25 protein-coding genes and 1 pseudogene are annotated in these 25,557 nt (G+C 64.7%); 14 read left to right on the top strand and 12 right to left on the bottom strand.

Annotated elements, in window-relative coordinates:
- Positions 1-87: 87 nt before the first annotated feature.
- Entirely contained in the window at positions 88-591 is a 504-nt protein-coding gene (locus tag AOQ71_RS34945) for a DUF1993 domain-containing protein (protein WP_057757028.1), read from the bottom strand.
- A gap of 244 nt (positions 592-835) precedes the next feature.
- On the bottom strand, positions 836-2,131 hold the full coding sequence (locus AOQ71_RS34950) for a lytic murein transglycosylase (protein WP_057757030.1): 1,296 nt from the start codon (positions 2,129-2,131) through the stop codon (positions 836-838).
- Between the two features lie 307 nt (positions 2,132-2,438).
- Between AOQ71_RS34950 and htpX the strand changes: the two genes are divergently transcribed.
- Together htpX and AOQ71_RS34960 are read left to right on the top strand one after the other, a co-directional pair.
- Positions 2,439-3,371 (top strand): zinc metalloprotease HtpX, encoded by a 933-nt coding sequence (gene htpX, locus AOQ71_RS34955; RefSeq protein ID WP_057757032.1) that lies wholly within the window; start codon positions 2,439-2,441, stop codon positions 3,369-3,371.
- 256 nt (positions 3,372-3,627) lie between these two features.
- Entirely contained in the window at positions 3,628-4,269 is a 642-nt protein-coding gene (locus AOQ71_RS34960) for a tetratricopeptide repeat protein (protein WP_083514724.1), read from the top strand.
- A gap of 9 nt (positions 4,270-4,278) precedes the next feature.
- Here AOQ71_RS34960 and AOQ71_RS34965 read toward each other — a convergent pair whose 3' ends face one another.
- Both AOQ71_RS34965 and AOQ71_RS34970 read right to left on the bottom strand, forming a co-directional pair.
- A complete protein-coding gene (locus AOQ71_RS34965) occupies positions 4,279-4,647 on the bottom strand; it encodes a hypothetical protein (protein WP_057757036.1) in 369 nt (122 codons plus the stop codon).
- Positions 4,648-4,825: 178 nt separating this feature from the next.
- On the bottom strand, positions 4,826-5,626 hold the full coding sequence (locus AOQ71_RS34970) for a hypothetical protein (RefSeq protein WP_057757038.1): 801 nt from the start codon (positions 5,624-5,626) through the stop codon (positions 4,826-4,828).
- A gap of 227 nt (positions 5,627-5,853) precedes the next feature.
- Here AOQ71_RS34970 and AOQ71_RS34975 point away from each other — a divergent pair, with 227 nt between their 5' ends.
- Positions 5,854-6,147, top strand: coding sequence for an antibiotic biosynthesis monooxygenase (locus AOQ71_RS34975; protein ID WP_045005289.1), 294 nt, complete (start codon positions 5,854-5,856; stop codon positions 6,145-6,147).
- A gap of 112 nt (positions 6,148-6,259) precedes the next feature.
- Here the strand turns inward: AOQ71_RS34975 and AOQ71_RS34980 are convergent, their stop codons facing one another.
- Positions 6,260-7,705, bottom strand: coding sequence for a helix-turn-helix domain-containing protein (locus tag AOQ71_RS34980; RefSeq protein ID WP_057757041.1), 1,446 nt, complete (start codon positions 7,703-7,705; stop codon positions 6,260-6,262).
- A 234-nt stretch (positions 7,706-7,939) separates the two neighbouring features.
- Between AOQ71_RS34980 and AOQ71_RS34985 the strand changes: the two genes are divergently transcribed.
- From AOQ71_RS34985 to AOQ71_RS34995, 3 genes are all read left to right on the top strand, one after another.
- On the top strand, positions 7,940-9,574 hold the full coding sequence (locus AOQ71_RS34985; protein WP_057757043.1) for an isocitrate lyase: 1,635 nt from the start codon (positions 7,940-7,942) through the stop codon (positions 9,572-9,574).
- A gap of 23 nt (positions 9,575-9,597) precedes the next feature.
- The gene (locus AOQ71_RS34990; protein WP_008137787.1) at positions 9,598-9,807 is read left to right on the top strand and encodes a DUF4170 domain-containing protein; all 210 of its coding nucleotides are present in this window, start codon (positions 9,598-9,600) and stop codon (positions 9,805-9,807) included.
- A 190-nt stretch (positions 9,808-9,997) separates the two neighbouring features.
- Positions 9,998-10,552 carry a hypothetical protein gene (locus tag AOQ71_RS34995; RefSeq protein WP_057757045.1) on the top strand — a complete coding sequence of 185 codons (555 nt, stop codon included), beginning with the start codon at positions 9,998-10,000 and terminating at the stop codon, positions 10,550-10,552.
- A gap of 98 nt (positions 10,553-10,650) precedes the next feature.
- Here AOQ71_RS34995 and AOQ71_RS35000 read toward each other — a convergent pair whose 3' ends face one another.
- A complete protein-coding gene (locus AOQ71_RS35000) occupies positions 10,651-11,532 on the bottom strand; it encodes a metallophosphoesterase family protein (RefSeq protein WP_057757047.1) in 882 nt (293 codons plus the stop codon).
- Here AOQ71_RS35000 and AOQ71_RS45650 point away from each other — a divergent pair.
- The 8 genes from AOQ71_RS45650 (at position 11,531) to AOQ71_RS35035 (ending at position 18,580) form a co-directional block, all read left to right on the top strand.
- On the top strand, positions 11,531-11,680 hold the full coding sequence (locus AOQ71_RS45650; RefSeq protein ID WP_157083769.1) for a hypothetical protein: 150 nt from the start codon (positions 11,531-11,533) through the stop codon (positions 11,678-11,680). The two genes, AOQ71_RS35000 and AOQ71_RS45650, sit on opposite strands and share 2 nt — an antisense overlap.
- A complete protein-coding gene (locus AOQ71_RS35005; RefSeq protein WP_057757049.1) occupies positions 11,680-12,171 on the top strand; it encodes an NUDIX domain-containing protein in 492 nt (163 codons plus the stop codon). The genes AOQ71_RS45650 and AOQ71_RS35005 overlap by 1 nt, the downstream gene beginning before the upstream one ends.
- A 44-nt stretch (positions 12,172-12,215) precedes the next feature.
- The gene (locus AOQ71_RS35010) at positions 12,216-13,367 is read left to right on the top strand and encodes a hypothetical protein (protein ID WP_057757249.1); all 1,152 of its coding nucleotides are present in this window, start codon (positions 12,216-12,218) and stop codon (positions 13,365-13,367) included.
- An 85-nt stretch (positions 13,368-13,452) separates the two neighbouring features.
- Positions 13,453-13,968 (top strand): GNAT family N-acetyltransferase, encoded by a 516-nt coding sequence (locus tag AOQ71_RS35015; RefSeq protein ID WP_057757051.1) that lies wholly within the window; start codon positions 13,453-13,455, stop codon positions 13,966-13,968.
- A gap of 222 nt (positions 13,969-14,190) precedes the next feature.
- The gene (locus tag AOQ71_RS35020; protein ID WP_057757053.1) at positions 14,191-14,961 is read left to right on the top strand and encodes an IclR family transcriptional regulator; all 771 of its coding nucleotides are present in this window, start codon (positions 14,191-14,193) and stop codon (positions 14,959-14,961) included.
- 269 nt (positions 14,962-15,230) lie between these two features.
- Positions 15,231-16,550, top strand: coding sequence for an MFS transporter (locus tag AOQ71_RS35025; RefSeq protein ID WP_057757055.1), 1,320 nt, complete (start codon positions 15,231-15,233; stop codon positions 16,548-16,550).
- 10 nt (positions 16,551-16,560) lie between these two features.
- On the top strand, positions 16,561-18,171 hold the full coding sequence (locus AOQ71_RS35030) for an N-acyl-D-amino-acid deacylase family protein (protein WP_057757057.1): 1,611 nt from the start codon (positions 16,561-16,563) through the stop codon (positions 18,169-18,171).
- Positions 18,172-18,196: 25 nt separating this feature from the next.
- A complete protein-coding gene (locus AOQ71_RS35035) occupies positions 18,197-18,580 on the top strand; it encodes a RidA family protein (protein ID WP_057757058.1) in 384 nt (127 codons plus the stop codon).
- A gap of 54 nt (positions 18,581-18,634) precedes the next feature.
- Here the strand turns inward: AOQ71_RS35035 and AOQ71_RS35040 are convergent, their stop codons facing one another.
- From AOQ71_RS35040 to AOQ71_RS49095, 6 genes and pseudogenes are all read right to left on the bottom strand, one after another.
- A complete protein-coding gene (locus tag AOQ71_RS35040; RefSeq protein ID WP_057757060.1) occupies positions 18,635-19,360 on the bottom strand; it encodes an energy transducer TonB family protein in 726 nt (241 codons plus the stop codon).
- Positions 19,357-19,791, bottom strand: a complete 435-nt coding sequence (gene exbD / locus AOQ71_RS35045; RefSeq protein ID WP_057757061.1) for a TonB system transport protein ExbD — start codon at positions 19,789-19,791, stop codon at positions 19,357-19,359. The genes AOQ71_RS35040 and exbD overlap by 4 nt, the downstream gene beginning before the upstream one ends.
- 5 nt (positions 19,792-19,796) lie before the next feature.
- Positions 19,797-20,609, bottom strand: coding sequence for a tonB-system energizer ExbB (gene exbB, locus AOQ71_RS35050; RefSeq protein WP_083514726.1), 813 nt, complete (start codon positions 20,607-20,609; stop codon positions 19,797-19,799).
- Positions 20,610-20,674: 65 nt separating this feature from the next.
- Entirely contained in the window at positions 20,675-23,992 is a 3,318-nt protein-coding gene (locus tag AOQ71_RS35055; RefSeq protein WP_057757064.1) for a TonB-dependent receptor domain-containing protein, read from the bottom strand.
- A 120-nt stretch (positions 23,993-24,112) separates the two neighbouring features.
- A complete protein-coding gene (locus AOQ71_RS35060; protein ID WP_057757066.1) occupies positions 24,113-24,511 on the bottom strand; it encodes a DUF2946 domain-containing protein in 399 nt (132 codons plus the stop codon).
- A gap of 141 nt (positions 24,512-24,652) precedes the next feature.
- Positions 24,653-25,557: pseudogene (locus AOQ71_RS49095) on the bottom strand (hypothetical protein); the annotation flags it as partial.

Raw genomic sequence — 25,557 nt, forward strand, 5'->3', positions numbered from 1 at the left:
GCTGCGCGGCAGGCTCCGCGCAGCATATTTCGTGTGCAATTTCGGCCACGGCAGCAGAATTCCGCTACGCGGTCGTCGATCCAGCAATCAGTTGGCGCCGAGGAAATCGCGTTTGCCGATCTCGACGCCGTTGTGGCGCATGATGCCGTGAGCGGTCGTGGCGTGGAAATAGAAGTTCGGCAGCGAGACGGCGCTGAAGAACTGCTGGCCCTTGAGCGTCATGGTCCGGTCCGGGCCCGCAGGGAAGGTCACGTCCTTGGCCTCGGCGCCCGCGAACTGCTCCGGCTTGAACGATTTCACATAGTCGATCGTCTTCGCGAGCCGCTGCTTCAGCTCCTCGAACGTCTTTTCCGTGTCGGGCATCGAGGGCAGCTCGCTATGGGTCAGCCGGGCGCAGCCCTTGGCGGCGAAATCGCTGGCGAGCTGGATCTGCTTCGACAGCGGCAGCATGTCCGGGAAGAGGCGCGAGCCGAGCATGACGCCCGGGTCGATCTTCCTGGCCGCGCAATGCGCCTCGGCCTTGGTGAGCAGGCCGATCAAGCTGTTCAGCATTTGCAAATAGGCGGGAACGACGGCGTCGTAGAAGGACATGTGATGCTCGCTTTAATGGTGGGAATCTCAGGCGGAAAACCTGAGCCACTCACATGGGAGCCTCATGGAATAATACAATCGGAAAAGTGGCTTGTGCAGTGCGAAAATTCTACCGTGTCACCCCTCCGCTGTCATCGTCGGCTTGACCGGACGATCCAGTACGCCGCGGCGGCTGTGATAGAGCCGAGACGCTGCGGAGTACTGGATGCCCCGCTTTCACGGGGCATGACAGCAGATGTGGCTGCTACCGCACCGTGCTCGCGGGCTGCGCCTGTGCCGTGCCGCCGCGCATGCGGGCCAGCAGCTCAGCGGTCGGCCAGGAATCGGCGGGCAGGCCGTATTTGATCTGCATGGCCTTCACGGCTGCGCGGCTCTGCTGGCCGAGAACGCCGTCGATCTTGCCGACATTGAAACCGGCCTGGACCAGCAGCTGCTGCAATTGCTTGAGCTCGTTGAACGGCAATTGTGCGACCGGCGTCGCCGGCTTGCGCATCGGTGCGGCGCCCGCGATGCGCGAGGCGAGATAGCCGGCGGTGGTCGAATAGATCAGCGAGTTATTCCATTCGGTATAGGCCGCGAAATTCGCGTAGGCCATGAAGGCCGGCCCAAAGCGTCCCATCGGCAGCAGCACGGAGGCCGGAAGATTGTCGTTCGGCAGCGGCCTTCCGTCGGGATAGGTGACGCCGAACTGCGCCCATTTCGAGCGCGGCAGCTGCACGCTGAGATCGGTCTGGTCCCACGGCAGGTTCTGCGGCACCTTGATCTCTTCCAGCCACGGCTCGCCGCGCCGCCACTTCAAGCCGTTGGCGATATAGTTCGCGGTCGAGCCGATCACGTCGGCCTCGCTGCGCAAGAGGTCGCGCCGTCCGTCGCCGTCATAGTCGACGGCGTAGTTGACGTAGTGTGTCGGCAGGAATTGCGTCTGGCCGAGCTCGCCGGCCCAGGAGCCAATCATCTCGTCGGGCGTGAGGTCGCCGCGATCAATGATCTTCAGCGCGGCGATGGTCTCGTTCACGAACATCTCCGAGCGCCGGCAGTCATAGGCGAGCGACACCAGCGATTTCAGCGTCGGCAGATTGCCCATATTGGCGCCGAAGTCGCTCTCCAGGCCCCAGAACGCGGCGATCACCGCCGGCGGCACGCCGTACTCCTTCTCGGCGCGCGCAAACGCTGCCGCGTGCTGCCTGATGTGCTGCTGGCCGTTCTGCATGCGATAGGGCGCGGCCATGCGGCCGGCGAATTCGGTGAAGAGCTGGCCGAACACGCGCTGGCCGCGGTCGCGATTGACGATGCCCTGGTCGTAGACCAGGTAGGGCGATGCCTCCGCTATCGTTCGTTGCGACACGCCCGCCGCGACCGCCTGCTGTTTCACCTCGGCGAGGAAGCGATCGAAGCTCGCTCCGCTGTGGCACGAGGCGGCGCGTGGCGACGGCGCCCTGGGCGCCACGGGCTTTGCGGGCGGCGGCATGAACTGGGCGGAGGCGGGAAGGGAGAACACGGCGAGGGTAACGGCCGCGATCGCAAATCGGGTCAGGAGCATGAGGTTTCCGAAAGGGGGAGACGCTTGGATTCTTGACGAAGTTTAATGGAATGATCGCCCGCAAACCATCCCTTCGTCATTCCGGGGCGATGCGCAGCATCGAACTACGGGGCGCGATTGCGCCCCTGCGATTCTCGGGCTTCCGGGCTCGCCCTTCGGGCGCCCCGGAATGACAATGCATGGTTGAGCCAGGGCCGCGGCTCCGCGACGCACCCTGAAACCTTGCGCCTTAGCAGGGGGCGTTCCTACCTGATGTCTGCCGGCCCCCAGTGCCTTGGGCGGCCATCGCCGGCGCTGGAGACGAGCCATGAACTATCTGCGCACGGCGATGCTTCTCGCGGGCCTGACCGCCCTGTTCATGGGCGTAGGCTATCTGATCGGCGGCGCCTCCGGCGCCATGATCGCGCTTGTGATCGCGGCCGCGACCAATCTCTTCACCTACTGGAACTCCGACCGCATGGTGCTCTCGATGTATGGCGCCCATGAGGTCGACCGAAATAGCGCGCCGGAGCTGGTCGGCCTCGTCGCCGAGCTGGCGGGCCGTGCGGGCTTGCCGATGCCGCGCGTGTTCCTGATGGACGAGGCGCAACCCAATGCGTTCGCGACCGGACGCAATCCCGAGAACGCTGCCGTGGCCGTCACCGCCGGCCTGGTGCGCCAGCTCAGCCGCGAGGAGCTCGCCGGCGTGATCGCGCACGAGCTTGCGCATATCAAGCATCACGACACGCTGCTGATGACCATCACCGCGACCATCGCGGGCGCGATCTCGATGCTGGCGCAGTTCGGCATGTTCTTCGGCGGCCATCGCGACAACAACGGTCCCGGCATCGTCGGTTCGATCCTGATGATGATCCTCGCGCCGCTCGGGGCCATGCTGGTGCAGATGGCGATCAGCCGCACCCGCGAATATGCCGCCGACAATCTCGGCGCGCGGATCGCAGGGCAACCGATGTGGCTCGCCTCGGCGCTGCTCAAGATCGAGAGCGCCGCGCATCAGGTGCCGAATTATGATGCCGAGCGCAATCCGGCGACCGCGCATATGTTCATCATCAATCCGCTCTCGGGCCACGGCGTCGACAATCTTTTCGCCACCCATCCCTCGACGCAGAACCGCATCGCGGCGCTCCGGCAGCTCGCGGCCGAGCTCGGCACGCATGCGATGCCCTCGGTCGGCGCCGTCGAGAACTATCCGCCGCACGGCCCTTGGGGCCGCTCGTCCTCGCGCGGGCCGTGGGGATGAGCTTGCGAGTAGCCCGGCGTATTCTGATCGCGCTGCAATTCGAGCGGGAATTTTCTGATGCAACGTCGCATTGCCGGCACCTGTCGCGATCCGGCCCAGGGAACGGCAGGCGGACAGGACGCCGCCTGGCGCGGCCACGCATTATGCTGCCATTGTGATCTGGCGCACAGAGGGCCCTCTCAGGGGGTGTTAACACCTCACCCAGAGTGTTCCTTCGAAAGGGGATGTGTGACCGGCCTGTCGGTCAGCGCCAAAGATGACCAGAGTTGCCGTGCCATTGTTGATCGTGCTGGGCTTGGCCATCGGCCTGTCCGTGCATACGGTCGTGAATTGCGGCGACGAGGACGAGCCCGACATCTGCTCGGCCGTGATTGGCTTTTCGCCGTTGCGCGGCTCCCTGATCGCCTTCGCCTATGAAGGGCGCGGGCGGATCGCGCTCCGCCACGGCGACAACGCCCGGGCGATCGCCGATTTCAATGAGGCTATCCAGCTCAATCCTAACCGCGCCTCGCTCTACCGCGACCGCGCGCGGGCGTACCGGCAGAACGGCGAGCCGGAGCTTGCGATCACCGATTATGACGAGGCGATCGCGCTTGATCCAAAGCCAGCGGCGCCCTATCGCGAGCGCGGCCTTGCGCTCATCGCCAAGGGCGATCTCGATCGCGCCGTTCTCAGCTACAACACGGCGGTCCGTCTCGACCCCCGCGATGCGCAAGCCCGCATCGACCGTGGCCTCGCATTCCTCGCCCGCGGCCAGGCCATTGAGGCCCGCGCTGATTTCGAAGCCGCCCTTGCGCTACCTTCCGGCAAGGACAGCCGGGCCCATGACGCCGCGCGCGCCAAGCTCGCCGAGCTCACCAATTCCGAGCCGACCGAGGTCTCCACACCGCGACGGTGAAAGCGCCGGCTACTTCGCCTTCTTGGCTTTTGCGGCCTTCGCCTTCTTGGCCTTCTTCGCGGGCTTGTCCTTTGCTGGCTTGTCCTTGGCCGGCTTTTCCGACTTCACCTCGACGGGCGTGCTGGCGGCGAGCCGCATCGCGCGGGCGTAGCTGTCGGCGACGTTATCTGCGGACATCTGCAGGCGCCGCGCGGCGGCGGTGGCCTGTTCCATGGTCGCCTTGGCCATCAGCTTGAAGCGGGCGCCGGTCTCCTGGCTCTTGGCCTTGGCCGCGAGGCCGCTGAAGCGATCCCGTCGCTGCTTGGCGCGGGTCATCAGGCCCGTCTGCAGCTGTCTGGCCAGTTGCCGGATCACGACATCCAGGTCGGCGTCCGCCATGTCTTCTATCCTCTTCGAAACAGTCCAATCGATGCGGCGGGACTATGCAGATCAGCCCCCGCCTTGGCAATTGCCGCCCGTGCGTCATCCGCAGCTTCCGGCCTTACAAAACGAAAAAAGCCGCGCACGTCGCGCGGCTTTTGGGCATCAGGTTGGCGCTCGCAGCGCCAGGCCGAACTCACTTCAGCGAGGCGACCGGTCCGCTCGAGGCCGCTGCCGGGTCCGGGTCGAAGCCGAACACGCCGATCAGATATTTGTAATAGTCCGGCATCTTCTCCTTGAGCGCCTCGCGGGTCTTGGGATCCTGGTAATCGCTCTTTCCCGCCAGGAAAATGCTCGCGGTCACCGCGAAGAATTCCATGTGATTCTTCATCGCATAGGCCTCCTTGGGCAGGAGATCCTTGGACTTGGCGTAGGCGTAATAGCTGATCACGCCCTTGTTGGCGTAGCCGTCCGGCAAGAGCCGTGCGTGATAGGCGTGCAGCATTTCGTGCAGCAGCACGGCCTCCTTCTCGTAACGCATCATGTCCGGCCGGATCATGATCACGCCGAGGCCGGAATCGACCGCGAGGTCGACGGCATTCGGATTGGTCCAGCGCTGCTTGTCATGGTCCCACACCGTCAGGGTGCGGGGGGCGGTGCGCTGGATGTCCGGCGTGACCCGGCCGTAGCAGGCGGTCGCGGCGCCTTCGTCGAGGCAGGCCAGCTCGCTCGCGATGATCGGAACGGTGTGGAAGAAACGCATCACGCGCGGCGACAGGCCGGAGGCCTCGACGACGTCGATCTGCTGCTTCAGATTCTCGGTGAGCTTGTCGAGGTCCTTGCGATCGGACGCCTCCGACACGTCGAACATGTAGCCGCGGTAGCTCTGGAAGCCCGGCGGCAGCGCGGCTGACGCGACGTCGAGCGAGCCGGCGTTGGACGGATTGGCAAAGAGCGCGCCGACAATGGTCGCGGTCAGCAGCAACGCAATGCGCATGATGAACCCCCTGATGTCACTTCACGCCGCAGGATAGGCTGCCGTTGTTTGCGAAAAGTGAGTGGGGCAAGACTAGGGCAGCGATGTTGAGGCGTGCTTAATCCCTGGTTGCAGATCGCGGGCGCAGGTTAGGGCGGGGTTAACCAAGCCGTAGATCGGCCGCGCGCTTCGGCGTAACATGCGAACGGGCCACAAGCCCCACATCAGTAGCCGGAAGGGAGGATGCCATGTATGCCGCCATCCGTCAGGCCAAGGCGAAGAGCGGAAGCGCCGAGGAGCTGGCGCGCCGGATCAAGGACGGTGCCGTTCCGATCATCAGCGACGTCGACGGCTTCAGGGCCTATTACGTGGTCTATGCCGGCGACGACACGGTGACCGCGATCTCGATCTTCGACAAGTTCGAGCAGGCCGAAGAGGCGAACAGGCGCGCCATCGCCTGGATCGAGAAGGATCTGGGCTCGCTGCTGGCCGGTCACGCCAGCGCCGCCGCGGGGCCGGTGATCGTGCATACGCTGGCGTGAGCCTCTCGTCATTGCGAGGAGCTCTTGCGACGAAGCAATCCAGGATCTTTCCGCGGAGACAGTCTGGATTGCTTCGCTTCGCTCGCAATGACGAGGAGGCAGATGTGCCCCCTCACAACTCCCTTGCATTCGAGAACGCGAACGAACTCACCCGCCGCGTGGTCTCATCCAAAATCAGCGTGCGGGTGATCGGCGGCTCGGCGCGCTGGGCGCAGTTTTCGCGCTCGCAGAGCCGGCAGTTGACGCCGATCGGCGTGCCTTCCGTCTTCTCAAGGTCCATGCCGGCGGCATAGGTCAGGCGCGCGGCGTGACGGATCTCGCAGCCGAGGCCGATGGCGAAGCGCGGCTGCGGCAGCGGGTGCGGCGCGACGGGGCGGCGTACCATCTGCGCGATCGAGAAATAGCGCGTGCCGTCGGAGAGCTCGATCACCTGCTTGAGCAGGCGATCCGGCGTGTCGAAGGTCGAGTGCACGTTCCACAACGGGCAGGTGCCGCCGAATTTCGAGAACGGGAATGTGCCGGAGGAAAAGCGCTTGGAGACGTTGCCGGCATTGTCGACGCGCAAGAGGAAGAACGGAATGCCGCGTGCATTCGGCCGTTGCAGCGTGGTCAGGCGATGGCAGACCTGCTCGAAGCCGGAATTGAAGCGCTGCGCCAACACGTGGATGTCGTAGTTCAGCGCCTCGGCGGCGGCGAGGAAGGCCGGGTAGGGCATCATCACCGCGGCGGCAAAGTAATTGCCGAGCGTGATGCGGAACAGCCGCCGCGGCGCATCGTCGAGCGGGCCGGCGCGGCCGATGATGGTCTCCAGGGCTTGCGCGCATTCGCCTAAGCCCAGCTGGAAAGCGAGCTGGAAGGCGCGGCCGGGCGGATCGACCAGCTCCGAGATCAGCAGCTGGCGGCGGTGGCGGTCGAAGCGCCGCAGCGTCTCGCGCATCACGTCGACAGGCATGATCCGGGTCTGGATCGAATGCTTTTCGCGCAGCCGCGCGGCAAGCGCGGCGTAGAGCCCTTCGGCCGGCACGTCCAGCTCATCGCGAAGCGTCTCCGCGGCCTGCTCCAGCTCCGGGAAATAATTGCGGTTGGCCTCGATCAGCTCGCGCACGCGCTCGACCGGATTGGCCTCATAGCGGGTGCCGACGTCGCGGTCGGCCATTTGCGCGGCCGCCAGCGTCTCGCCCTGGCGCGCCTCGGTATAGGCCGCGTAGAGCCGTTGCAGCGCATGGGTGACGCCGGGACAGAGCTCGGCGAGGTCGCGCAGCTCCTGCTTGGGCACGTCGATTTGGCGGAACAGCGGATCGGAGAAGATCTCGTTCAGCTCGGCGAAGAAGCGGTCTTCATCGGCGGTGGCGAGATCGCGCAGATCGAGGTCATAGGTCTCGGCCAGCCGCAGCAGGATCTGCGCCGTCACCGGGCGCTGGTTCCGCTCGATCAGATTGACATAGCTCGGGGAGATGCCGAGCCCCTCGGCGATCTGGGTCTGCGACAGCCCCAATTGCTGCCGGATTCGCCGGAAGCGCGGACCGACGAACAGCTTTTTCCCGGATTCGGCGGGCATTTTAAGTCCTCCAGACGCATCAAGGTCAGTCACCCTGACCTATAATTTACAAAATTTACAAAATAACATCTATTACATGTTCTGATGTTACATGACATCACCATTCAAATACAAGGCCTCTATACGAACTTCTGTTTCTCGCGTTTATCTCGTGCCACGCATTTCGCAATGCATTGTCAAAAATGTCGATGACGAAGCGCTTCGCTTCGTCATCCGTCGAGAAGGATAAGGCACATGAACTACCAGCCCCGCGGCATCAGCACCCTTCAGGGCCCGGCCTCGTATCAGAGCGAGATCGAGGCGGCCCAGGCGCTCCTCAAGACCCAGCCGACCTGGAACGGGGTGACGGCCGAGGCCGTCGCGCGCATGCGCCTGCAGAACCGTTTCAAGACCGGCCTCGACATCGCCCGCTACACCGCGGCGCTGATGCGGGCCGACATGGCGGCCTATGACAACGATCCGACCAAGTACACCCAGTCGCTGGGCTGCTGGCACGGCTTCATCGCCCAGCAGAAGCTGATCTCGATCAAGAAGCACTTCGGCGGCAGGACCGATCGCAAATATCTGTACCTGTCCGGCTGGATGATCGCGGCGCTGCGCTCCGAGTTCGGCCCGCTGCCCGACCAGTCGATGCACGAGAAGACCTCGGTGCCGGCGCTGATCGAGGAGCTCTACACCTTCCTTCGCCAGGCGGATGCCCGCGAGCTCAACGACATCTTCCGCAGCCTCGACAAGGCGCGCAAGGAAGGCGACACCGCGCGCGAGAAGGAGCTGATCGCGAAGATCGACGCCTTCCAGACCCATGTCGTCCCCATCATCGCCGACATCGACGCCGGCTTCGGTAACGCCGAGGCGACCTATCTGCTCGCCAAGAAGATGATCGAAGCGGGCGCCTGCGCGCTGCAGATCGAGAACCAGGTCTCGGACGAGAAGCAGTGCGGTCACCAGGACGGCAAGGTCACCGTGCCGCACGAGGTGTTCATCGCCAAGATCCGCGCCTGTCGCCACGCTTTCCTCGAGCTCGGCGTCGAAGACGGCATCATCGTCACCCGCACCGACTCGCTCGGCGCCGGCCTGACGCAGCAGATCGCGGTCAGCCACAAGCCGGGCGACATCGGCGACCAGTACAACAGCTTCCTCGATTGCGAAGAAATCACGGCGGAGAACGCCAAGAACGGCGACGTCATCATCAACCGCAACGGCAAGCTGATGCGTCCGAAGCGGCTGCCCTCGAACCTCTACCAGTTCCGTCCCGGCACGGGCGAGGACCGCTGCGTGCTCGACAGCATCACCTCGCTGCAGAACGGGGCGGACCTGCTCTGGATCGAGACCGAGAAGCCGCATATCGAGCAGATCGCGAAGATGGTCGATCGCATCCGCAAGGTCATTCCGAACGCCAAGCTTGCCTACAACAACTCGCCGTCGTTCAACTGGACCATCAACTTCCGTCAGCAGGTCTATGACGCGTGGAAGGAAGCCGGCAAGGATGTCAGCAAGTACAGCCGCGCCGAGCTGATGAAGCCGGAATATGACGATACGCCGCTGGCCGCCGAAGCCGACGAGCGCATCCGCACCTTCCAGGCGGATTCGGCCAAGCGCGCCGGCATCTTCCACCACCTGATCACGCTGCCGACCTATCACACGGCCGCGCTGTCCACCGACAACCTCGCACGCGAGTATTTCGGCGAGCAGGGCATGCTCGGCTACGTCAAGAACGTGCAGCGCCAGGAGATCCGTCAGGGCATCGCCTGCGCCAAGCACCAGAACATGGCCGGCTCCGATATCGGCGACGACCACAAGGAATACTTCGCGGGCGAAGCGGCCCTGAAGGCGGGCGGCGCCCACAACACCATGAACCAGTTCGGCTAACGCACCTCGACAGGAGACTGACAATGACCAAAGGCAGCAATTTCTGGGTGATCGGCGGCGAGTTCGGCTCGATGAACTTCCACAAGCTGGTCGAGGGCTCGGCCCAGGTGCAGGGCCCGTTCAAGACCCGCAAGGAAGCCGAAGACGCCTGGCGCTCGGTTTCGGAAGAGAACCGCCACAAGGCCGGCGTCCGCTTCTCGATCGTGGAAGAGCCGTCGCGGGTCTCGGCCTGACGGCCAGCCGACAAGTCTCAAGAAGACGTCCAAGGACGGAGGGTCCCATCCGGCGCAAGCCGGGTGGGATCGTCTGTTTTTGACACACATCAGAGGTCTGTGGGCACCGTAAGTATCTGGAATAATGGGCCCTTTGCGGGGGGTCTGGTTGCTGATAGGTTAACGGGGAGAGTTGAGGACAGGGACGACAATGTCAGAGCCCGAGACCAGCGGTATCAATCCCGGCCAGCCGCGCCCGGTGCGGCTGCGCGATGCGCTGCTCCGCGCACGGATCGAGGCTGCCGACCGGACCGGGGTGGTCGTCGATCTCAGGGACGCCGAAGTGGCCCGGCTCGAGATCCTCAACGACGCGCTCGATCCGCTGTTCGCCCAGGTGCCCGACAGGATCGATCTGTTCGACCGCGGCATCAGCCAAGGTGATACGCCGAGACTCTGGATCGACGTCGTCGCCCATATCATGATGGGACGCGACAAGCGGCAGTACCGCTTCGTCCAGGACACCCGCTTCGGCCGCATCGTGCTCGCCGAATCGCACGACACCGCCGTGATCGTGGACGCCGTGACCGACTACGTCGCCCGCCGCATGGTCGAGCGCGAACATGCGATGGTGGTGCCGCCAGAGCCCAAGGAGGAAGTTGCGGAGCCGCCGCGCCGCTCGCGCCTCTGGCCGTTCCTGTTCGGCTTCATCCTCGGGGCCGCCGCGTTGTTCGGCGTCGCCGTGCTCGCGGCGTTGCGGAGCTGGTGAGAACTTCACCGCCGTCATTGCGAGCGAAGCGAAGCAATCCAGAAATCCTTCCGCGGAGGCAGCCTGGATTGCTTCGCTTCGCTCGCAATGACGGGGACCTAAATCACCCGCGCGCGCTTGATCTCGCGGATCTGCAAGCCATGATCGATGCTCCGCACGATCTGCTCGCAGCGCCAGCCTTCATTGTCCTTCTCGATCGCAAAAAGATTGTAGGCCGCCGCAGGATAACGTCCATGCGCGAGCGCGGAGGCCGATGGCACGCCGATCGCGGGAATCCTGCCATTGGGGCCTTCGAACCACATGGTCGAATGAATGTGGTCGTGCCCGTGCAGGATCAGCTCGACACCCCGCCGCTTCAGCAGCGCCAGCAGCGCGGCCGAATCCGTCAGCCGCTTCTGGCGGGCGTCGGACTTCAGGGGATGATGCACCAGCAGCACGCGGAAGACGTCCTCGGTGGCAAGCTGCTCGAGCACCTGTTCGAGGTCAGTGAGCTGATCGCGCCCGAGCGTGCCCGTCGCCATCAAGGGCAGCGTCGGCACCGCGCTGGAGAGACTGATCAGCGCAACCGGGCCGCGTCGGCGCACGCCGGGAAAGCCGATGCGGCCGTCGTCATCTGCAAGATAGGGCGCAAAGGTCTCGCCGAAGCGGTGATAGGTGGCGCGGACATAGGCGTCGTGATTGCCGGGGATCGTGGTGACGCGGTCAGGCGGACCGACTTCGTCGAGCCAGGCGCGCGCCGGCGCGAACTCCGCCTCCATCGCCAAATTGACGAGATCGCCCGTAACGGCAATGTGGTCCGGCGCCTGCGCCCGCACATCGGCGACGAGCGCATCGAGCACCTCGCGGCGCTGGTATTTATGGCGGTTGCGCGTCCAGTTGACATAGCCGAGCGCGCGCTTGCCGGCGAGCTCGGTCAGCCGCGGCTTCGGCAGCGGCGGCAGATGCGGGTCGGACAGATGGGCAAGCGTGAAGGGTGCCATGAAAGATGTCATCCGCGCGATGGCCTCGCTATTCCGATGCCGTAATGGCAAGGTCTCCGGCAACGTGCAAGGAAAGCCTGAAGAGCAAAGCCTGAAAGAGCCAAGCCTGAAAGAGGAAAGCCTGAAAGAGGAAAGCCTGAAAGACTGATGGGAGAGCCTCTGCACCGGATCCGACGGAAATTCGAGCCGCTGCTGCGGCGGTTCTTCCATGCCTATTTCCTGGTGGTCCGCGGCATGACGCTGGGCGTTCGCGCCGTGGTGCTCGATGCCGACAACAAGGTGTTCCTGGTCAAGCATAGCTATGTCTCTGGCTGGTATTTGCCCGGGGGCGGGGTCGATTTTGGCGAGACCATGGAACAGGCAATGCGCCGCGAGCTCAAGGAGGAGGGCGATATCGACCTGCTAGGGGAGGCCGTGCTGCATGGCATCTTCCTGAACAGCCACGTCTCCCGCCGCGACCATGTCGCGGTCTATGTCGTCAGGCATTTCCGCCAGGACCGGCTACCCGAGCCCAACCGCGAGATCATCGAATGCGGCTTCTTCGACGCCGCCGCGCTGCCGGAGGAGGTGACTCCAGGCACTCGCTTGAGGATCGCCGAAGTGCTCGATGGTAAGCCCGTGATGGCGACGTGGCGCTGATGGCCGGCTATGCTAGTGACCCGAACCGGCGCCACGGAAACCTGATGAAATCAGCAAAACTCGCCTTCGGCCTCATCTGTCTTGCGATCCTCGCCGGCAACATTTGGGGAATGTCGCGATGGAGCGAGGCGCGTGGGGTCTATGACGACATCTGCTATCTCAGGCAGGCCCACCTGTTCCAGCGCTTCGGCATCAGTGGGCTCGATACCAACGCAGTCGGGGACGACGACCGCTATTTCGAAGGCAAGTTGAAGGAGATCGCGTTTTCCGAATGGAAGGATCCGATCCGCTGGCCCTGTCACAACCCGATGCCTGGTGGCAAGGTGGTGTTGCAATATCCGCCGGGCACGGGTTTCCTGCTGGCGCTGTTTCCGGAAGGCCACCAGGTGGTGCCGCTCTACATTGCCGCGAACCTGATTGTTGGCGGGCTGGCGCTCTCGGCTATTGCAATGGCGAGAAGCCTGCCATCGCTCATTGGCGCAGGCGTGTTCGGCGCGCTTGCGATCGGTCTCATGATCAATCCCGCCAAGGCGAGCTATTCGGTGGCGCCGACCATGGCGCTGTGCGCTGTTGCAGGTTTGCTGACCGCGGTGTGGCTGAGCCGGGACAAACGCAGCGTTCTGCTGATCGCGTTGATCGGGCTCCTGCTCGGCGCCTCCGTCAATCTCAGGCTGCCGAACGCGCTGCTCGCCGCCGGCTATTTCCTGTTCCTCGGCATTCCCTTCCTGTGGACGCGCTCGCTCGCGATCTTCGTGCAGGGACTTGCCTTCGGTGCAGGCGTGCTCGTCGGCATGGCGCCGACGCTGGCCGCGCAGGCCATCAACGCCGGCAGCGCGCTGGCGACCACCTATGGCAGCGCCGACGTGGTTGCGCCGGCGTTCGATCTTGCCGTGTTCGTCCAATATCTGCGCGACATGCAGATCGTGCTGATCGTGCTCGCGATCGGCGCGACGCTTTGGCTGCTGTGGGCCGGCGAACGACATGTGCGACAGGCCGCGTTCGTCGTTGCCGGCAACCTCGTCGTCAATCTCGCATTTTTCATGACCCACCCGATCTTCACACCATACTATGTCGTGCCGATCACGATGCTGTCGCTCTGGACGCTGTCGTTTGCGCAGGTGTTAGAGCCCGCCGCGGCGCCCATGGCCGCATCGGTCCGGAACGCAGCGGCGAGCCTTGGACCGCTGCCGCGATGACGCCCCAGCCGGCGCTGAAAAGGGACTGAAGTTGGGGGCGACGCCCATGGACCTCGCCAGGCGCAGATGCTATCCCGCAAATGATATGAACGATCTCTCCATCACCATCCGTCCCGAAGCCGCAGGCGACGCGCAGGCGATCGAGCGGCTGCACGAGCGCACCTTCGGCCCCGGCCGTTTCGTGCTCAGCGCCTATCGCATCCGCGAGCACGTCGAACACCTGCTCGACGTCTCCTTCACCGCCCGCATCGGCACGCTGCTGGTCGGCTCCGTCAGGCAATTGCCCGTGACGGTTGGCGAGACGCCTGCACTGCTGCTCGGGCCGCTCACGGTCGAGCCGCCGTTCCGCAGCCGCGGCATCGGCCGCATGTTGACGGACCGGGCCCTGAAAGAGGCGAAGGACAAGGGCCATCGCATCGTGCTGCTGGTCGGCGACGAGCCCTATTACAGCCGGGTCGGCTTCAAGCTGGTCCCCAAGGGCCGCGTCACCATGCCGGGCCCGGTCGATGCCGCGCGGATCCTGGTGTTCGAGCTCGTCGACGGCGCCTTCGAAGGCGTCTCGGGCGCGGTTGCTCCGGACTGGAGCAGGGCGCGAGGATAGCGCATCCGCTCGGAGCTCACATCTTCCGCGTCACCACCGAGACATTGCAGGCCTATCTCGATTTCGATCCCGCGCGAAGCGCGATCTGGCCGGGTTGCACAGGGCTGACTGCCAGGACGCCGACGTCACTCCAGAGCTTTGAATGCGAAAGTCTGACCCGCTATACCGTCGGCGCGGTTTGTGCCAAAACGGCAGGCGAAGCTGACGAAGGATTGATGAAGTTTGGCCGCATCGAAGAAGGGCGCCTCGCCCGCGGAACGCCAGAACGGGATTGATCGGACCATCGATCTGCTCGAAGCGCTGCTGCATTTGCGCGCGCCCTCCAAGCTCAGCGACCTCGCCAAGCAGATGGGCGCGCCGCGATCGACGGTCTATGCCATCGCCAACCGCCTGATCGAGGCGGACCTGCTCGAGAGCGTCGGCGACGGCGGTCAGGTCTATTTCGGCAAGGCGGTGCATCTCTACGGGCGGGCCTATGCGGAGGCCAATCCGCTGCATCGCCGCTGCCGCGAGGCGCTCGATCGTCTCGCGACCCAGCACAGCGCCACCGCGCAACTCTGCGCGCTGCGCGGCCGCAAATATGTGGTGGTCGATACCCGCGACGGATCGGGCCTGTTCCGCATCACCACCGACGTCGGCATCGAGGTGCCGCTGCCCTGGACGGCATCGGGCCGGTTGCTGCTCGATCACATGAGCCCGGCGGAGATTCGCGCGTTCGTTCCGAAGGAGGATTTCCGCCTTCCTGATGGCCGCGTGCTCGACGTCGATGATTTCATCAAGGACGTCGCACGGGCGCGGCGCGACGGCAAATGCGTGACCACGGCACTGTCCGATCGCTTCACGTCGTGCCTTGCCGCGCCGATCCGCGACAAGAAGGGTGTCGCGGTCGCGACGCTTTGTTTCGTCGTTCCCGCTGATTCGGTGAAGGAGCGCAGGACCGCGCTGCTCGACGATCTCGTCGCCACCGCAACGGAACTCTCGGATCGTTCCTGAACCGAACGGACCGTCAAGGTCGCTGACCGATGTTCCCGCATCGTTGTGCGTTGTCGCCGTACCATGTTCGCGCAGAACGCGACGCGGGCGAACGCGCGTCGCGGCCGGAATGTCCGCTCTTGACATCACGACGCTGTCATCTCTAACGTGTCGCTATAAGATAATATTGTCCACTATAAGAGACAATGCAGTTGCGGGCGCGATGAGGTTCTCCCGGTCCCATGTCGGGATTGGAGACGCGATCCTGCGTGTCCAAGCGAGGATTCAACATGACGAAGGCAACCCAACAGTTACCCGGACGACGCTGGCTGATCGGTTGTCTCCTCGGCGTTGGAATTCTCATCAACTACATCGATCGCGTCGGCCTCTCGGCCGCGACGCCCGAGCTCACCAGGGAGCTCGGCCTCACCGCCACCGACATCGGCCTGCTCGGCAGCGCATTCTTCTGGACCTATTCGCTGCTGCAGGTCCCCGGCGGCATGGTGCTCGACCGCTTCGGCGTCACCACGGTCGGCCGCGTCTCGAGCTTCCTCTGGGCGGTCGCCGCCACCATCACCGCGCTCGCCAGCGGTCTCTGGGGCATCGCCGGCGCGCGTCTGTTGCTCGGTGTCGCGGAAGCGCCGGCGTTTCCGGCCAGCCAGAAGGCGACCGGCCACTGGTTTCCGCTCGACGAACGCGCGCGCTCGACCGCGATCTTCGATTCCGCCGCAAAATTCTCCAACGTGATCGGCGTGCCGCTGGTCGCCTATGTCATCTTTCTCTACGGCTGGCGCTGGGGCTTTGGCGTCACCGCGCTGCTCAGCTTCGCCTATTTCATCGCCTACTACGTGATCTATCGAAATCCGAGCGAGGATCCGAAGCTCTCCAAGGCGGAGCATGACTACATCATCGCCGGCGGCGGTACGCCGGAAGGCCCGGCCGCAGCGGGGCAGAGCCGCATGCTCGGCTACCTCCTGCGCAACCGCAAGGTCTGGGGCCTAACCATCGGCTTCTCCGCCTATGGCTACACCTTCTATCTCTTCCTCACCTGGCTGCCGGGCTATCTCGCCCAGACCATGCACATGAACCTGATGTCGGCCGCAGGCTATTCGACCATCCCCTGGATCTTCGCGACACTGTCGGACCTGTTGATCGGCGGCTTTCTGGTCGATCATCTGATCGCGCGCGGCTACGACTCGACGCGGGTGCGCCAGTCGGTGATCATCGTCGGCATGCTGATGGGGCTCGCCGTGATCGGCGCCGCCTTCACCGTGAAACCGGGCTGGGCGCTGCTGTGGTTGTCGATCGCGATCTCGGGCCTGTCGGCCGCCGCACCCGTCGGATCCTCGATCGTGTCGCTGATCGCGCCCAAGGGTGGCGCGGGCACGGTCGGCGGCATCCTGAATTTCACCAACAACATGATGGGCGTGCTCGCGCCGATCGTGACAGGCATCGTGGTCGACTGGACCCAATCCTTTGCCGGTGCTTTCATGATTGCCGGCGTGGTGCTGCTGATCGGCATCTTCTTCTACGTCGTGGTGCTCGGCCGGATCGAATCGATCCCCGACTACGAAGAGGTCGCACCATCAGGCGCCGTGCCTGCGACTTGAGGAGAGGGGCATGCCCCAGATTGCCAGCGGCAAGGACACGCTGATCCGCAACGCCAGGCTGATCGACGGCACCGGCGCGCCGTGGTTCGAGGCGGACTTGCGCATCAGCGGCAACCGCATCGCGGCGATCGGCGCCGCGCTGTCGGCAGAAGGAGCCGACATCATCGACGCGCGCGGCTGCTATCTCGCGCCCGGCTTCATCGACGCCCATTGCCACGACGATCTGATCTGCCTGCGCGAGCCCGACCGGCCCGAGAAGGTGTTGCAGGGCGTGACCACGCTCGTGGTCGGCAATTGCTGCTTCTCGCTCTATCCCGCGACCGCGGGCTCCGCCGAGATGCTGCGATTGCACTTCTCGGGGCTCGCCGGCGAAACCCGACCCGACGAAATCTTCGACAGCTTCGACGGCTACAAGCAGGCCCTGGAAGGGCCCGGCGTCGCGCTCAACCTCGTCTCCCTGGTCGGACATGCCGCGATCCGTCTCGCCGTGCTCGGTTACGAGCGCCGCGCGGCGAGTGCCAAGGAGATCGCGGCGATGCAGGCGCTGCTGGCGCAGCAACTCGCGCAAGGCGCTGCCGGCCTCTCGCTCGGCCTCGTCTATCCCCCGAGCGCCTTTGCCGACACCGGCGAGCTCAACGCGCTGGCGGAGACGGTGCGGGCGCACGGCAAGCTGCTCACCGCGCATGTCCGCAGCTATGAAGCGGGCCTCCTGCCATCCATCGACGAGTTCATCGCGATCCTGCGCGCCTCAGGCGCGGCGGGGCTGCTGTCGCATCTGCAATCGGCTGGCAAGCCGAACTGGGGCGCGATCCCGAAGGCGCTCGACCGGCTCGAGGCGGCGCGCGCGGAGGGCATCGACATCTCCTTCGACATGTATCCCTATCCCGCCGGCAGCTCCTACATGCTGCAATTGCTGCCGCCGGCCGCGCTCGAGGGCGGCATCGATGCGTTGCTGGCGCGGCTGCGCGATCCGACCCAGCGCGAGGCTCTGCGCGTCCTGGTGGAGGAGGGCGATCCCGACCCGCATGCCGCACAGTCCAAGATCGTGCTGATCGGCTGGCACAATGTGCGCATCTCCGCCACGGCCAACCCCGCGTTGAAGCCGCTCGAGGGCAAGTCGATGGTCGATGCCGCGCGCGAGCTCGGCATCTCGCCGTTCGAGCTGATGGTCCGCTGCATCGAGGAAGACCAGGGCCAAACCGGCATCATCATGTTCCAGCTCGATGAGGCCGATTTGCGCGCCGCGTTCACCCATCGCCTGCACATGGTCGGCTCCGATGGCATTCCGCGTCCGGGCACCAAGCCGCATCCGCGCGCCTATGGCAGTTTTCCGCGTGTTGCCGGCCGGCTGACGCGGGAGCAAGGCTGGCTGACCTTGGAAGATGCCGTGCGGCGGATGACCGCGATGCCCGCGCAGCGCTTCGGCCTGTCCGACCGCGGCATCCTGCGGCCCGGCATGATCGCCGATCTCACCCTGTTCGACGAGACCATCATGGATAAGGCAACCTTCGAGACGCCGACGGAAATGCCCGCAGGCATCCGTGCGGTCTTCGTCGCCGGCGAAGCCGTGGTCGCGGACGGACGCAGCACCTTTGCACGGCCGGGCCGGGCCCTGACTTGAACCGACATACCCAGGACATGATGCAATGACGCTGAAACGATACGGCGCGGCCGGCGGCACCGGCACCGGCGGCCAGCACCTTCCGTTTGCCCGCGCAGTGGAGGCCGACGGCTGGCTCTACGTCTCCGGCCAGACGCCGATGGAGAACGGCGAGGTGATCGAGGGCGGCATCATTCCGCAGTCGCACAAGGCGATCCGCAACATGCTCGCGATCCTGGCCGAGGCTGGCTATGAGCCCAAGGATGTCGTGCGTTGCGGCGTCTGGCTCGATGACCCCAGAGACTTCCCAAGCTTCAACAAGGTCTTCGCCGAATATTTCGGCGCCAATCCGCCGGCCCGGGCCTGCGTCGTCTCGAGCATGGTGGTGGACTGCAAGGTGGAAATCGACTGCGTCGCCTATCGCAGGTGAGCGCTCGTTGCAGCGATGGCGCGCGTTGCCGTCATGCGAGAGCCGCGTGCTGTCCTAGCGGGCGAAACTCACCGGCGCGAGATAGCTGTCTCTTGCGCCCGGCTTCGCGGCCGGAAATGCCGGGAACGGGCTGGCGCGATGGAGCAAGTCGAGCGCTTCGTGGTCGAGCACCGCGTTGCCGGATGACTTTGCTATCTCGCTCTCGATAACGTCGCCGGCACGGTTCAATTCAAATCGGACGGTGACCGTGCCGGACGCGCCGTGCGCCGCCGCAGGATAGCGCTTGAATCGCTGCAGGTGACCGAACACCAGCGCGTTATAGGCATTGGCGCTGGCCTGACTGAATTGCCCGATGTGCTCGGTTTTCGGCGGCGCCCGGGTTTCCGGGGCCGGCGGCTCCGGCTCCGGCTTCGGTTGCTCGACCTGCTTGGGCGTTTCCTGAGGCATGGTGACCTCGGCCTGCTGCTGCGGCGGTGGCGGCTGCTCCACCTGTTCGACGGGTTGCTCCTGCTTCGGCGGCTCTTGCGGTGTCTCCTCCGCCTGCTGCATGGTTGGCCCGACCGCGACGTCCTGGTTCTGGATCTCGGGCGCGCTGGCCTCGACCGGCGCGAGGGTCACGGAAATGGCGGGGATAATGTTGGGTTCGGTCGGTGGCCGGCGGGCATACCAGAGCGCAACGGCGGCCACCAGCGCCGCATGGGCGAGCAGGATCGTCAGGGCGGCGATGCTCCAGCGCGAGAAGCCCGATCGCTCGGGCAGATGCAGCGTGTGCGCGTTCATGGTTTGCTTGCGGGGGTTTCCAGCCCGACCAAAGCGAGCTTCAGATAGCCGGCGTCCCGCATGATGTTCATGATCTCCATCAGCTCGCCATAGCTCAGGGCCTTGTCGCCGCGGATGAAGATCGTTTCATCCTTGTGACCGTTGGTCGCCGTATCGAGCGCGCCGGGAAGCGCCAGATGATCGATAATGGTGTCGCCGATGGCAACGGTTCGGTCCGACTTGATGGTGACGAAAACCGGTTTGTCGGGCCGCGGTTGTTCCGGAGCCGTGCTCGCCGGGAGATTGACGCCGATATCGACGGTCGCAAGCGGCGCCGCCACCATGAAGATGATCAGCAGCACCAGGATGACATCGATGAAGGGCGTGACGTTGATCTCGTGCTGGATCTCGAGATCGTCGCCACCGGAGCGTGAGCCAAGACGCATCGCCATGGCCGTCACTCCGCCGCGTGTGGCAGCGACATGGTTCGGCCCAGCTTGCCCCGGCTGATCATGAGCAGCAATTGCGCCGAGGCGTCGCCCAACAAGGCGCGATATCCCGCGATCACACGAGCGAGGTGATTGTAGATCACGACGGCGGGAATGGCGGCAACGAGCCCGAGCGCGGTGGCCAGCAGCGCCTCGGCGATGCCGGGCGCCACCACCGCGAGATTGGTCGTATGAGACTCCGAAATGCCGATGAAGGAGTTCATGATGCCCCACACCGTGCCGAACAGTCCGACAAAAGGCGCGGTGGCGCCGATGGTGGCGAGGATGCCGACGCCGCGCGAGATCTGCCGCGCCGCCGCCGCTTCCACACGCTCCAGCCGCAATGCGACGCGCTCCTTGAAGCCGTCATCGACCACGCCGCCCGACAGCTCCGCCTCGCGCGCGGTCGAGAGGATCAGCTGTGCGATGGCGTCACGGTCGCCGTCGCAAGCGTCCACCGCGTCACGCAGATTGCCGCCTTGCTCCAGCATGCCGATCCGGCGCCGCGCGCGGCTGCTCGCGAGGCGCAGCTCGATGGTCTTGGCGAGCCAGACTGTCCAGGTCACGAGCGAGGCGAAGGCAAGCCCGACCAACACCCCCTTCACCACGATGTCGGCATTGAGGAACATCCCCCATGGCGACAGATTATGCGGCAGCAGAGGGTTCGGAGCCTGCGCGCGCGCGGGCTGCGCGAGGAATGCAGCCGTGGCAAGCAGGCCGAAGGCACCCAGGACGGGCCGGGAGCAAAGCGCGCGGCCGAGTTTATTTTCGCAACTGTTCATATCGTTCTTTCTGTCTCGATCGGCCCCCCAATCGTTCCAGCACCCCATTGTTTCGCGAAAAGCCATCAAAGCAGTCCGTCAAAGTGGTAGTTCACGCCGGCTTTGACCTGGTCGACCGAGGTGTCGACGTTCACGCTGTTGCCGAACGGGGTGGCCAAGCTCAAGCTTTTGCTGCCGAAGTCGAGGTGACTGTACTCCAGCTTGGCCGACCAGCGGGAACCAAGCATATATTCCACGCCGCCACCGGCGATCCAGCCGGGCCTCGTCGTGCTGACCAGGGAGGTGCCGTCGAGCCCGCTGTTCACGTCCATGCGGTAATCCGCATTCATCCATGCGGCGCCACCCTTCGCATAGAGCATCAGCGGTCCCATGACATAGCCGATCCGGCCGCTCAAACTGTCATACCAGTTGTGATCGCTGGTCATCGACAGTGCGGCCGTCCCGGCGGGATCGACGAAATTCGCTTTGCCCTGAGCCGAGGTCCAGTCGAGTTCGCCCTCGACGCCGACCAGCCAGTTCGGCGCAAGCAGATGATTGTATCCGAGCTGCAAGCCGCCGAGCGCGCCGGCCGGATTTGTCGCGCCCCAGCCGATCGGCGTCAGCACATGCTCGCCCGCGCTCAGTGCGGCCCCGAAATTGGCGCCGACATAAGCACCCGCCCAATGATAGGCGACCGGAGCCTGGGCCTTGGTGTAGAAGGCAGCCATGACGCCGGGAGTCTTCTCCGGACCGCCGATCTTTTGCGAGATGCCGAAATAATATCCGCGCCGCGGTCCGTATTGTGGGGCAAACACGCCGATGCCGCTGCCGTTGCGGATTTGATAAATATAGTCGGCGACGTTGACCACGTCGAACCGCACCGTCACCGGAAGTCCGTTCCAGCCATTGATAAACTCATGCGCCACGCCGGTGTTGACCTGCCAATAGGACGGCAGGTGAGCGCAGTTCGGGCAGGTCGAGCCATCCGCAGGATCCGTCCGCAGGCCGCTGCCGTAAATGAACGTCGCGCTCACGGTGGTGCCGTCCAACCAGGTGTTGGAGTCGGACCACCGGTAGGCGACGCGTCCCGAACCCGTATAGGTCTGATCGTGGTCGGTGTGGATCCAATGGTTCTGGATGTAGGCCAGGTCGTCCGGACTGAACAGCGTCTGGTTCGACACGACTGTGTGGGCGTGCTGGACACCCCATGCCCAACTGGTGTCGGCAGCGAAGCCGCCCCACCTGAACCTGAGCTTCAGCTCGGCGCCGTAGTTTTCGGCTTTGTCGTAGTTGAATGCGGTCAGCGTGTAGGCTTGGCCGAACTGCCCGTCGTCAAGCAGGTCCCTGGCCTTCTTGTAGTAGATGCTGCCGCCGAGCTCCAGGCTCGGACAATTTGCTGCGACCGGTGCTTTGGTCGGCATCGCGCTCGCGCTGGTCGGACATTGCGGCAGCAATTGCTGGGTGAAGCCGGCGTCGTAGACGTCTGCCCGTTCGGGCTGGATCGCGCCGATATTCTGAAGCGGCTGGCCGGCCACCTGGCCCGGCAGCACAGCGGCCTGGTCGGGCGTCACGGTCGGCACGGCCGCAGTCGTTCCGTTGAAGATATCGGTGGGGGTGGTTCGGCCGAGCACCTGCGGCGGTGGCTGGAAGGTGCGCATGTAGCCGACATGCAGCACGGTCGACCACCATGGCTTGTAGGTCAGGCTGGCGCGCGGACTGAACTGGTTGGCATCGGTGTATTGATAGATCTGATCGAACCGCAGGCCGTAATTGAGCGTGAGCTCGCGGGTGAGCCGCCACTCGTCCTGGGCATAGGCGCCGAGCTGCCAGCCGAACAACCTGCTCTTGTCGACGATGTTGAACGGTGTATCGATCGCCGTCAGGCCATTTGGATCGTTCGGATCGAGCGGCTGAACGGTGCTGACATTCGCGATCTGGGTCTGCTCGCCATGGGTGTAGAAGCCGGCGCGAACCGTGTGCGCCTCGTTCAGGCGGTACGAGAAATCGCCGGAGACGCCGTTGAGGAACGAGCTGCGGTAAACATCGGAAGCGACGTTGTTGATGAAGAGATCGCCCACAGCATCCGGAACGAAGTGAAGATCGCTGTAGCGCGAATAATAGGATAGCTGCGCATCGAAATTGCCTTCGGATTTCTGCCAGGCAATGACGTTGTAGGCGTTCTTCTCGTATTGGTTTTGATTGAGGGTCGCCGAATCGAAACCACCCTTGCCGAAGGCCGTGTAGGCCGGAGCAGTCGGATTCGGGCTGCCATCCGGATTGAGGCAGGGGTTCGCCGGGTCGAACGGTCCGCCGCAAAAGCCCCCGGCGTTGCCGGGCTGCCCGGGATTGTTGGGGATTTGATATCGGGTCAGGCCGAAGCCGGAGATGGTGACGACGCGCGTCTGCGGATCAAGCGCCGTGGACGTATAGGCGAAGAATCGGCCCTGTTCGGAATGATCGTGGATGGCGTTGAGCGACGGCAGCGGATTCTCAAGACCCAAGCCGGTGCTGAGATAACGGCCGGCGACATAGTAGTCGGTGTTTCCGGCCACCCCACCGTATTCGAAGCTGGGCGTGATGGTCTGGTGGCTGCCGCCATAAATGCTGACGCTGCCGCCGGACAGCGCGGCTCCGCTCTTGGAGGTGATGTCGAGTACGCCCGCCGTGCGCAAGCCGTATTGCGCCGGCAGCGCGCCGGTGAGCAACTGGATGTTGCTGATGAAAGACGTCTCCAGCAGCTGCGAGAAACCGGAAACGCCGTCGGGTAGCATGATGCCATTGATGCGGTACTGAACGTTGGCGTGCTCGTTGCGAATATGGAAATCGCCCGAGCTCGTTGAATCCTGGTAGACGCCCGGAAATTGCAGCACGATGTCGCTGAGCTGCGCCGCGCTTCCCTGCGGCAGCGTCTCGAGGTCCTTCTGGTCGAGCTGGTAGTTCGTCGTGCCCGTCTTCGGCAGGATGACATTGTCACGCCGCTGGTCGAAATTCTGGGTCTGCTGCACGACCTGACGATTGGCGGCGGCTTCGGCCTGTGCCTGGGTCGGCACAGTCGCGGCCGGACTGGTCGTCACCTGCCGCGTCGGCTGCGGCGCGGAGCGCGGCCGCCGTCGTTCGACCGGCGCGGCCACTCGGGTTTCCGGCAGCACATTTGTGCCCGGCCCGGCCGCGGGAGCCGCCTCTTGCTGCGGGGCTTGCGCGGCCGGTTGTGCCGGAGCGGGTGTCTCGGTCGCTTGCGGCGTCGGCGAGGGCGCCACCGTCGGGGAAGCGGCGGGCTGCGGCGTGGCAGGCGATGCGTTGTCGTTCTGCGCCATCGCGCCCGCGTTCCAAAGGGTCGCGAGAGTCAGCGACGATGCCGACATGAGCAGGATGCGAAAGGCACGCAACGAAGGGAGGCTGTTCATTTGAGATGTCCTGACGAGACACCTGCCGCAAGGCGCGGGCGCGCGAGCAAACGGAGCTTCGCTCCATGGCCCGCGGCGCGCCTCACTACGCGGCGCTAGCTGTGGATCGAAGCTTGGGCGTCAGGAGATCGGAGGAGCGCGCGACTGAAACGCGTGCTTTGCCGATTCCAGATGGAGGAATTCGGCATCGGTGGTCCGGTAGAGCAACTCGACCACCTGCGGCAGATGCAGCAGAGGCGGGGTTGCGAACACGACAGTGCCCGCCATCGCGACCACTGCGCAAATCGCGCAATTGTCGTCACCAGGATGTTCACGGTCCGGATTTGTCGGTGACTGCTTCTGGATGGCCGCGCTGTCGGGCGATGCGATGCCCTTGACGCTGTCGGCCAGCTGGGATTGGGCGAGCGGTGCCGCCTGCGCAAACCAATGGCTATGGCCGAAGGTCAGCACGAATTGCACCAGCATCGCAAACAATGCGAGCCGGGCACCCTGCCTGATTTTCGACCGGAACCACTTCATTCAAGCGCACCCTGCATCGCGCGACCAATCGGGCGCCACGATGTTATACTGTAACATCGCCTGAGGCGGCAGCGGGTGTCAACCGAGACTGGGGTCGGGTTGCGCGGGCGGAACGTAAGATGTGGCGTTCGGGCAACTAGTTCACCGCCCCTCACGCACCCAGGTCGCTGCAAACGCGCCGAGCAGCAGCAGGAGCCCGATCAGGCCGGCGAAGATCGGCAGCACGCCGACGCCCTTGACGACGCTGGCGTCGCGCATCCGCACGCCCATCCAGCCGTCACCGGCGAAGACGCTCGCTGAGCGCACCGGGACGATGCGCGGCAGCTCGACGCTGCCGCCATCGGCGATTCGCACCGAATTGCCACCGGTCGCCTGCGTCAGCGGCTTCAGGGTCTCGGTGGTGGAGGTGACTTCCGAAAATTCCTTCGGATTGGTCGGGCCGACATTGATCAGCGCCTTCAGCGTGCCGTCGGTCGCCTGCCACAGGCCGAGCTCGTTCGCGGGCAGGCTGGCGCGCCACTCGCCGGGATCGCCGGCGCTGAGCGTCAGATCATGCGAGACGCCGGAGGGCGAGGTCACGCTCACCGGCTGCACGCTATCAGCCATGGTCTGGCGCACCACGACGAGATCCTTGCCCTGCACCTGCAAGCGCAGCGCTTCCTCGTCGAGATCAGGCTGCTTCATCAGCCAATGCGACATCCGCCTGAGCAGATCGAGATGCGGGCCGCCGCCCTCGTAGCCGCGCGCCCACAGCCAGATGTGGTCGGACAGCAAGAGCGCAACGCGGCCCTCGCCGAAGCGCGACAGGAACAGCAGCGGCTTGCCGTCCGCGCCCGTCATCACCGGCGGGCTGACCGCATTGCGGGTTTCGACGGTGCGGAAGAAGCGGCTCCAATGCGGCGGCTCGAACGCCGAGCCCTCCAGCCCGCGCGTCACCGGATGGCGTTTGCCGATGTCGGACAAATGCGCATAGAACGGTTTCTCCGTGACGCCGACCGGCTCGGCCGGCAGCACCGTGTCCAGGGGCGTGCGCCAGATGCTGCTGG

The sequence above is a fragment of the Bradyrhizobium manausense genome (genome assembly GCF_001440035.1).
GTDB lineage: Bacteria > Pseudomonadota > Alphaproteobacteria > Rhizobiales > Xanthobacteraceae > Bradyrhizobium > Bradyrhizobium manausense.

Bases quoted from the DNA above. Each gene is read 5' to 3' on its own strand.
- AOQ71_RS34945 (WP_057757028.1), bottom strand. From the start codon at position 591: ATGTCCTTCTACGACGCCGTCGTTCCCGCCTATTTGCAAATGCTGAAC.
- AOQ71_RS34950 (WP_057757030.1), bottom strand. From the start codon at position 2,131: ATGCTCCTGACCCGATTTGCGATCGCGGCCGTTACCCTCGCCGTGTTC.
- htpX (WP_057757032.1), top strand. From the start codon at position 2,439: ATGAACTATCTGCGCACGGCGATGCTTCTCGCGGGCCTGACCGCCCTG.
- AOQ71_RS34960 (WP_083514724.1), top strand. From the start codon at position 3,628: ATGACCAGAGTTGCCGTGCCATTGTTGATCGTGCTGGGCTTGGCCATC.
- AOQ71_RS34965 (WP_057757036.1), bottom strand. From the start codon at position 4,647: ATGGCGGACGCCGACCTGGATGTCGTGATCCGGCAACTGGCCAGACAG.
- AOQ71_RS34970 (WP_057757038.1), bottom strand. From the start codon at position 5,626: ATGCGCATTGCGTTGCTGCTGACCGCGACCATTGTCGGCGCGCTCTTT.
- AOQ71_RS34975 (WP_045005289.1), top strand. From the start codon at position 5,854: ATGTATGCCGCCATCCGTCAGGCCAAGGCGAAGAGCGGAAGCGCCGAG.
- AOQ71_RS34980 (WP_057757041.1), bottom strand. From the start codon at position 7,705: ATGCCCGCCGAATCCGGGAAAAAGCTGTTCGTCGGTCCGCGCTTCCGG.
- AOQ71_RS34985 (WP_057757043.1), top strand. From the start codon at position 7,940: ATGAACTACCAGCCCCGCGGCATCAGCACCCTTCAGGGCCCGGCCTCG.
- AOQ71_RS34990 (WP_008137787.1), top strand. From the start codon at position 9,598: ATGACCAAAGGCAGCAATTTCTGGGTGATCGGCGGCGAGTTCGGCTCG.
- AOQ71_RS34995 (WP_057757045.1), top strand. From the start codon at position 9,998: ATGTCAGAGCCCGAGACCAGCGGTATCAATCCCGGCCAGCCGCGCCCG.
- AOQ71_RS45650 (WP_157083769.1), top strand. From the start codon at position 11,531: ATGAAAGATGTCATCCGCGCGATGGCCTCGCTATTCCGATGCCGTAAT.
- AOQ71_RS35000 (WP_057757047.1), bottom strand. From the start codon at position 11,532: ATGGCACCCTTCACGCTTGCCCATCTGTCCGACCCGCATCTGCCGCCG.
- AOQ71_RS35005 (WP_057757049.1), top strand. From the start codon at position 11,680: ATGGGAGAGCCTCTGCACCGGATCCGACGGAAATTCGAGCCGCTGCTG.
- AOQ71_RS35010 (WP_057757249.1), top strand. From the start codon at position 12,216: ATGAAATCAGCAAAACTCGCCTTCGGCCTCATCTGTCTTGCGATCCTC.
- AOQ71_RS35015 (WP_057757051.1), top strand. From the start codon at position 13,453: ATGAACGATCTCTCCATCACCATCCGTCCCGAAGCCGCAGGCGACGCG.
- AOQ71_RS35025 (WP_057757055.1), top strand. From the start codon at position 15,231: ATGACGAAGGCAACCCAACAGTTACCCGGACGACGCTGGCTGATCGGT.
- AOQ71_RS35030 (WP_057757057.1), top strand. From the start codon at position 16,561: ATGCCCCAGATTGCCAGCGGCAAGGACACGCTGATCCGCAACGCCAGG.
- AOQ71_RS35035 (WP_057757058.1), top strand. From the start codon at position 18,197: ATGACGCTGAAACGATACGGCGCGGCCGGCGGCACCGGCACCGGCGGC.
- AOQ71_RS35040 (WP_057757060.1), bottom strand. From the start codon at position 19,360: ATGAACGCGCACACGCTGCATCTGCCCGAGCGATCGGGCTTCTCGCGC.
- exbD (WP_057757061.1), bottom strand. From the start codon at position 19,791: ATGGCGATGCGTCTTGGCTCACGCTCCGGTGGCGACGATCTCGAGATC.
- exbB (WP_083514726.1), bottom strand. From the start codon at position 20,609: ATGAACAGTTGCGAAAATAAACTCGGCCGCGCGCTTTGCTCCCGGCCC.
- AOQ71_RS35055 (WP_057757064.1), bottom strand. From the start codon at position 23,992: ATGAACAGCCTCCCTTCGTTGCGTGCCTTTCGCATCCTGCTCATGTCG.
- AOQ71_RS35060 (WP_057757066.1), bottom strand. From the start codon at position 24,511: ATGAAGTGGTTCCGGTCGAAAATCAGGCAGGGTGCCCGGCTCGCATTG.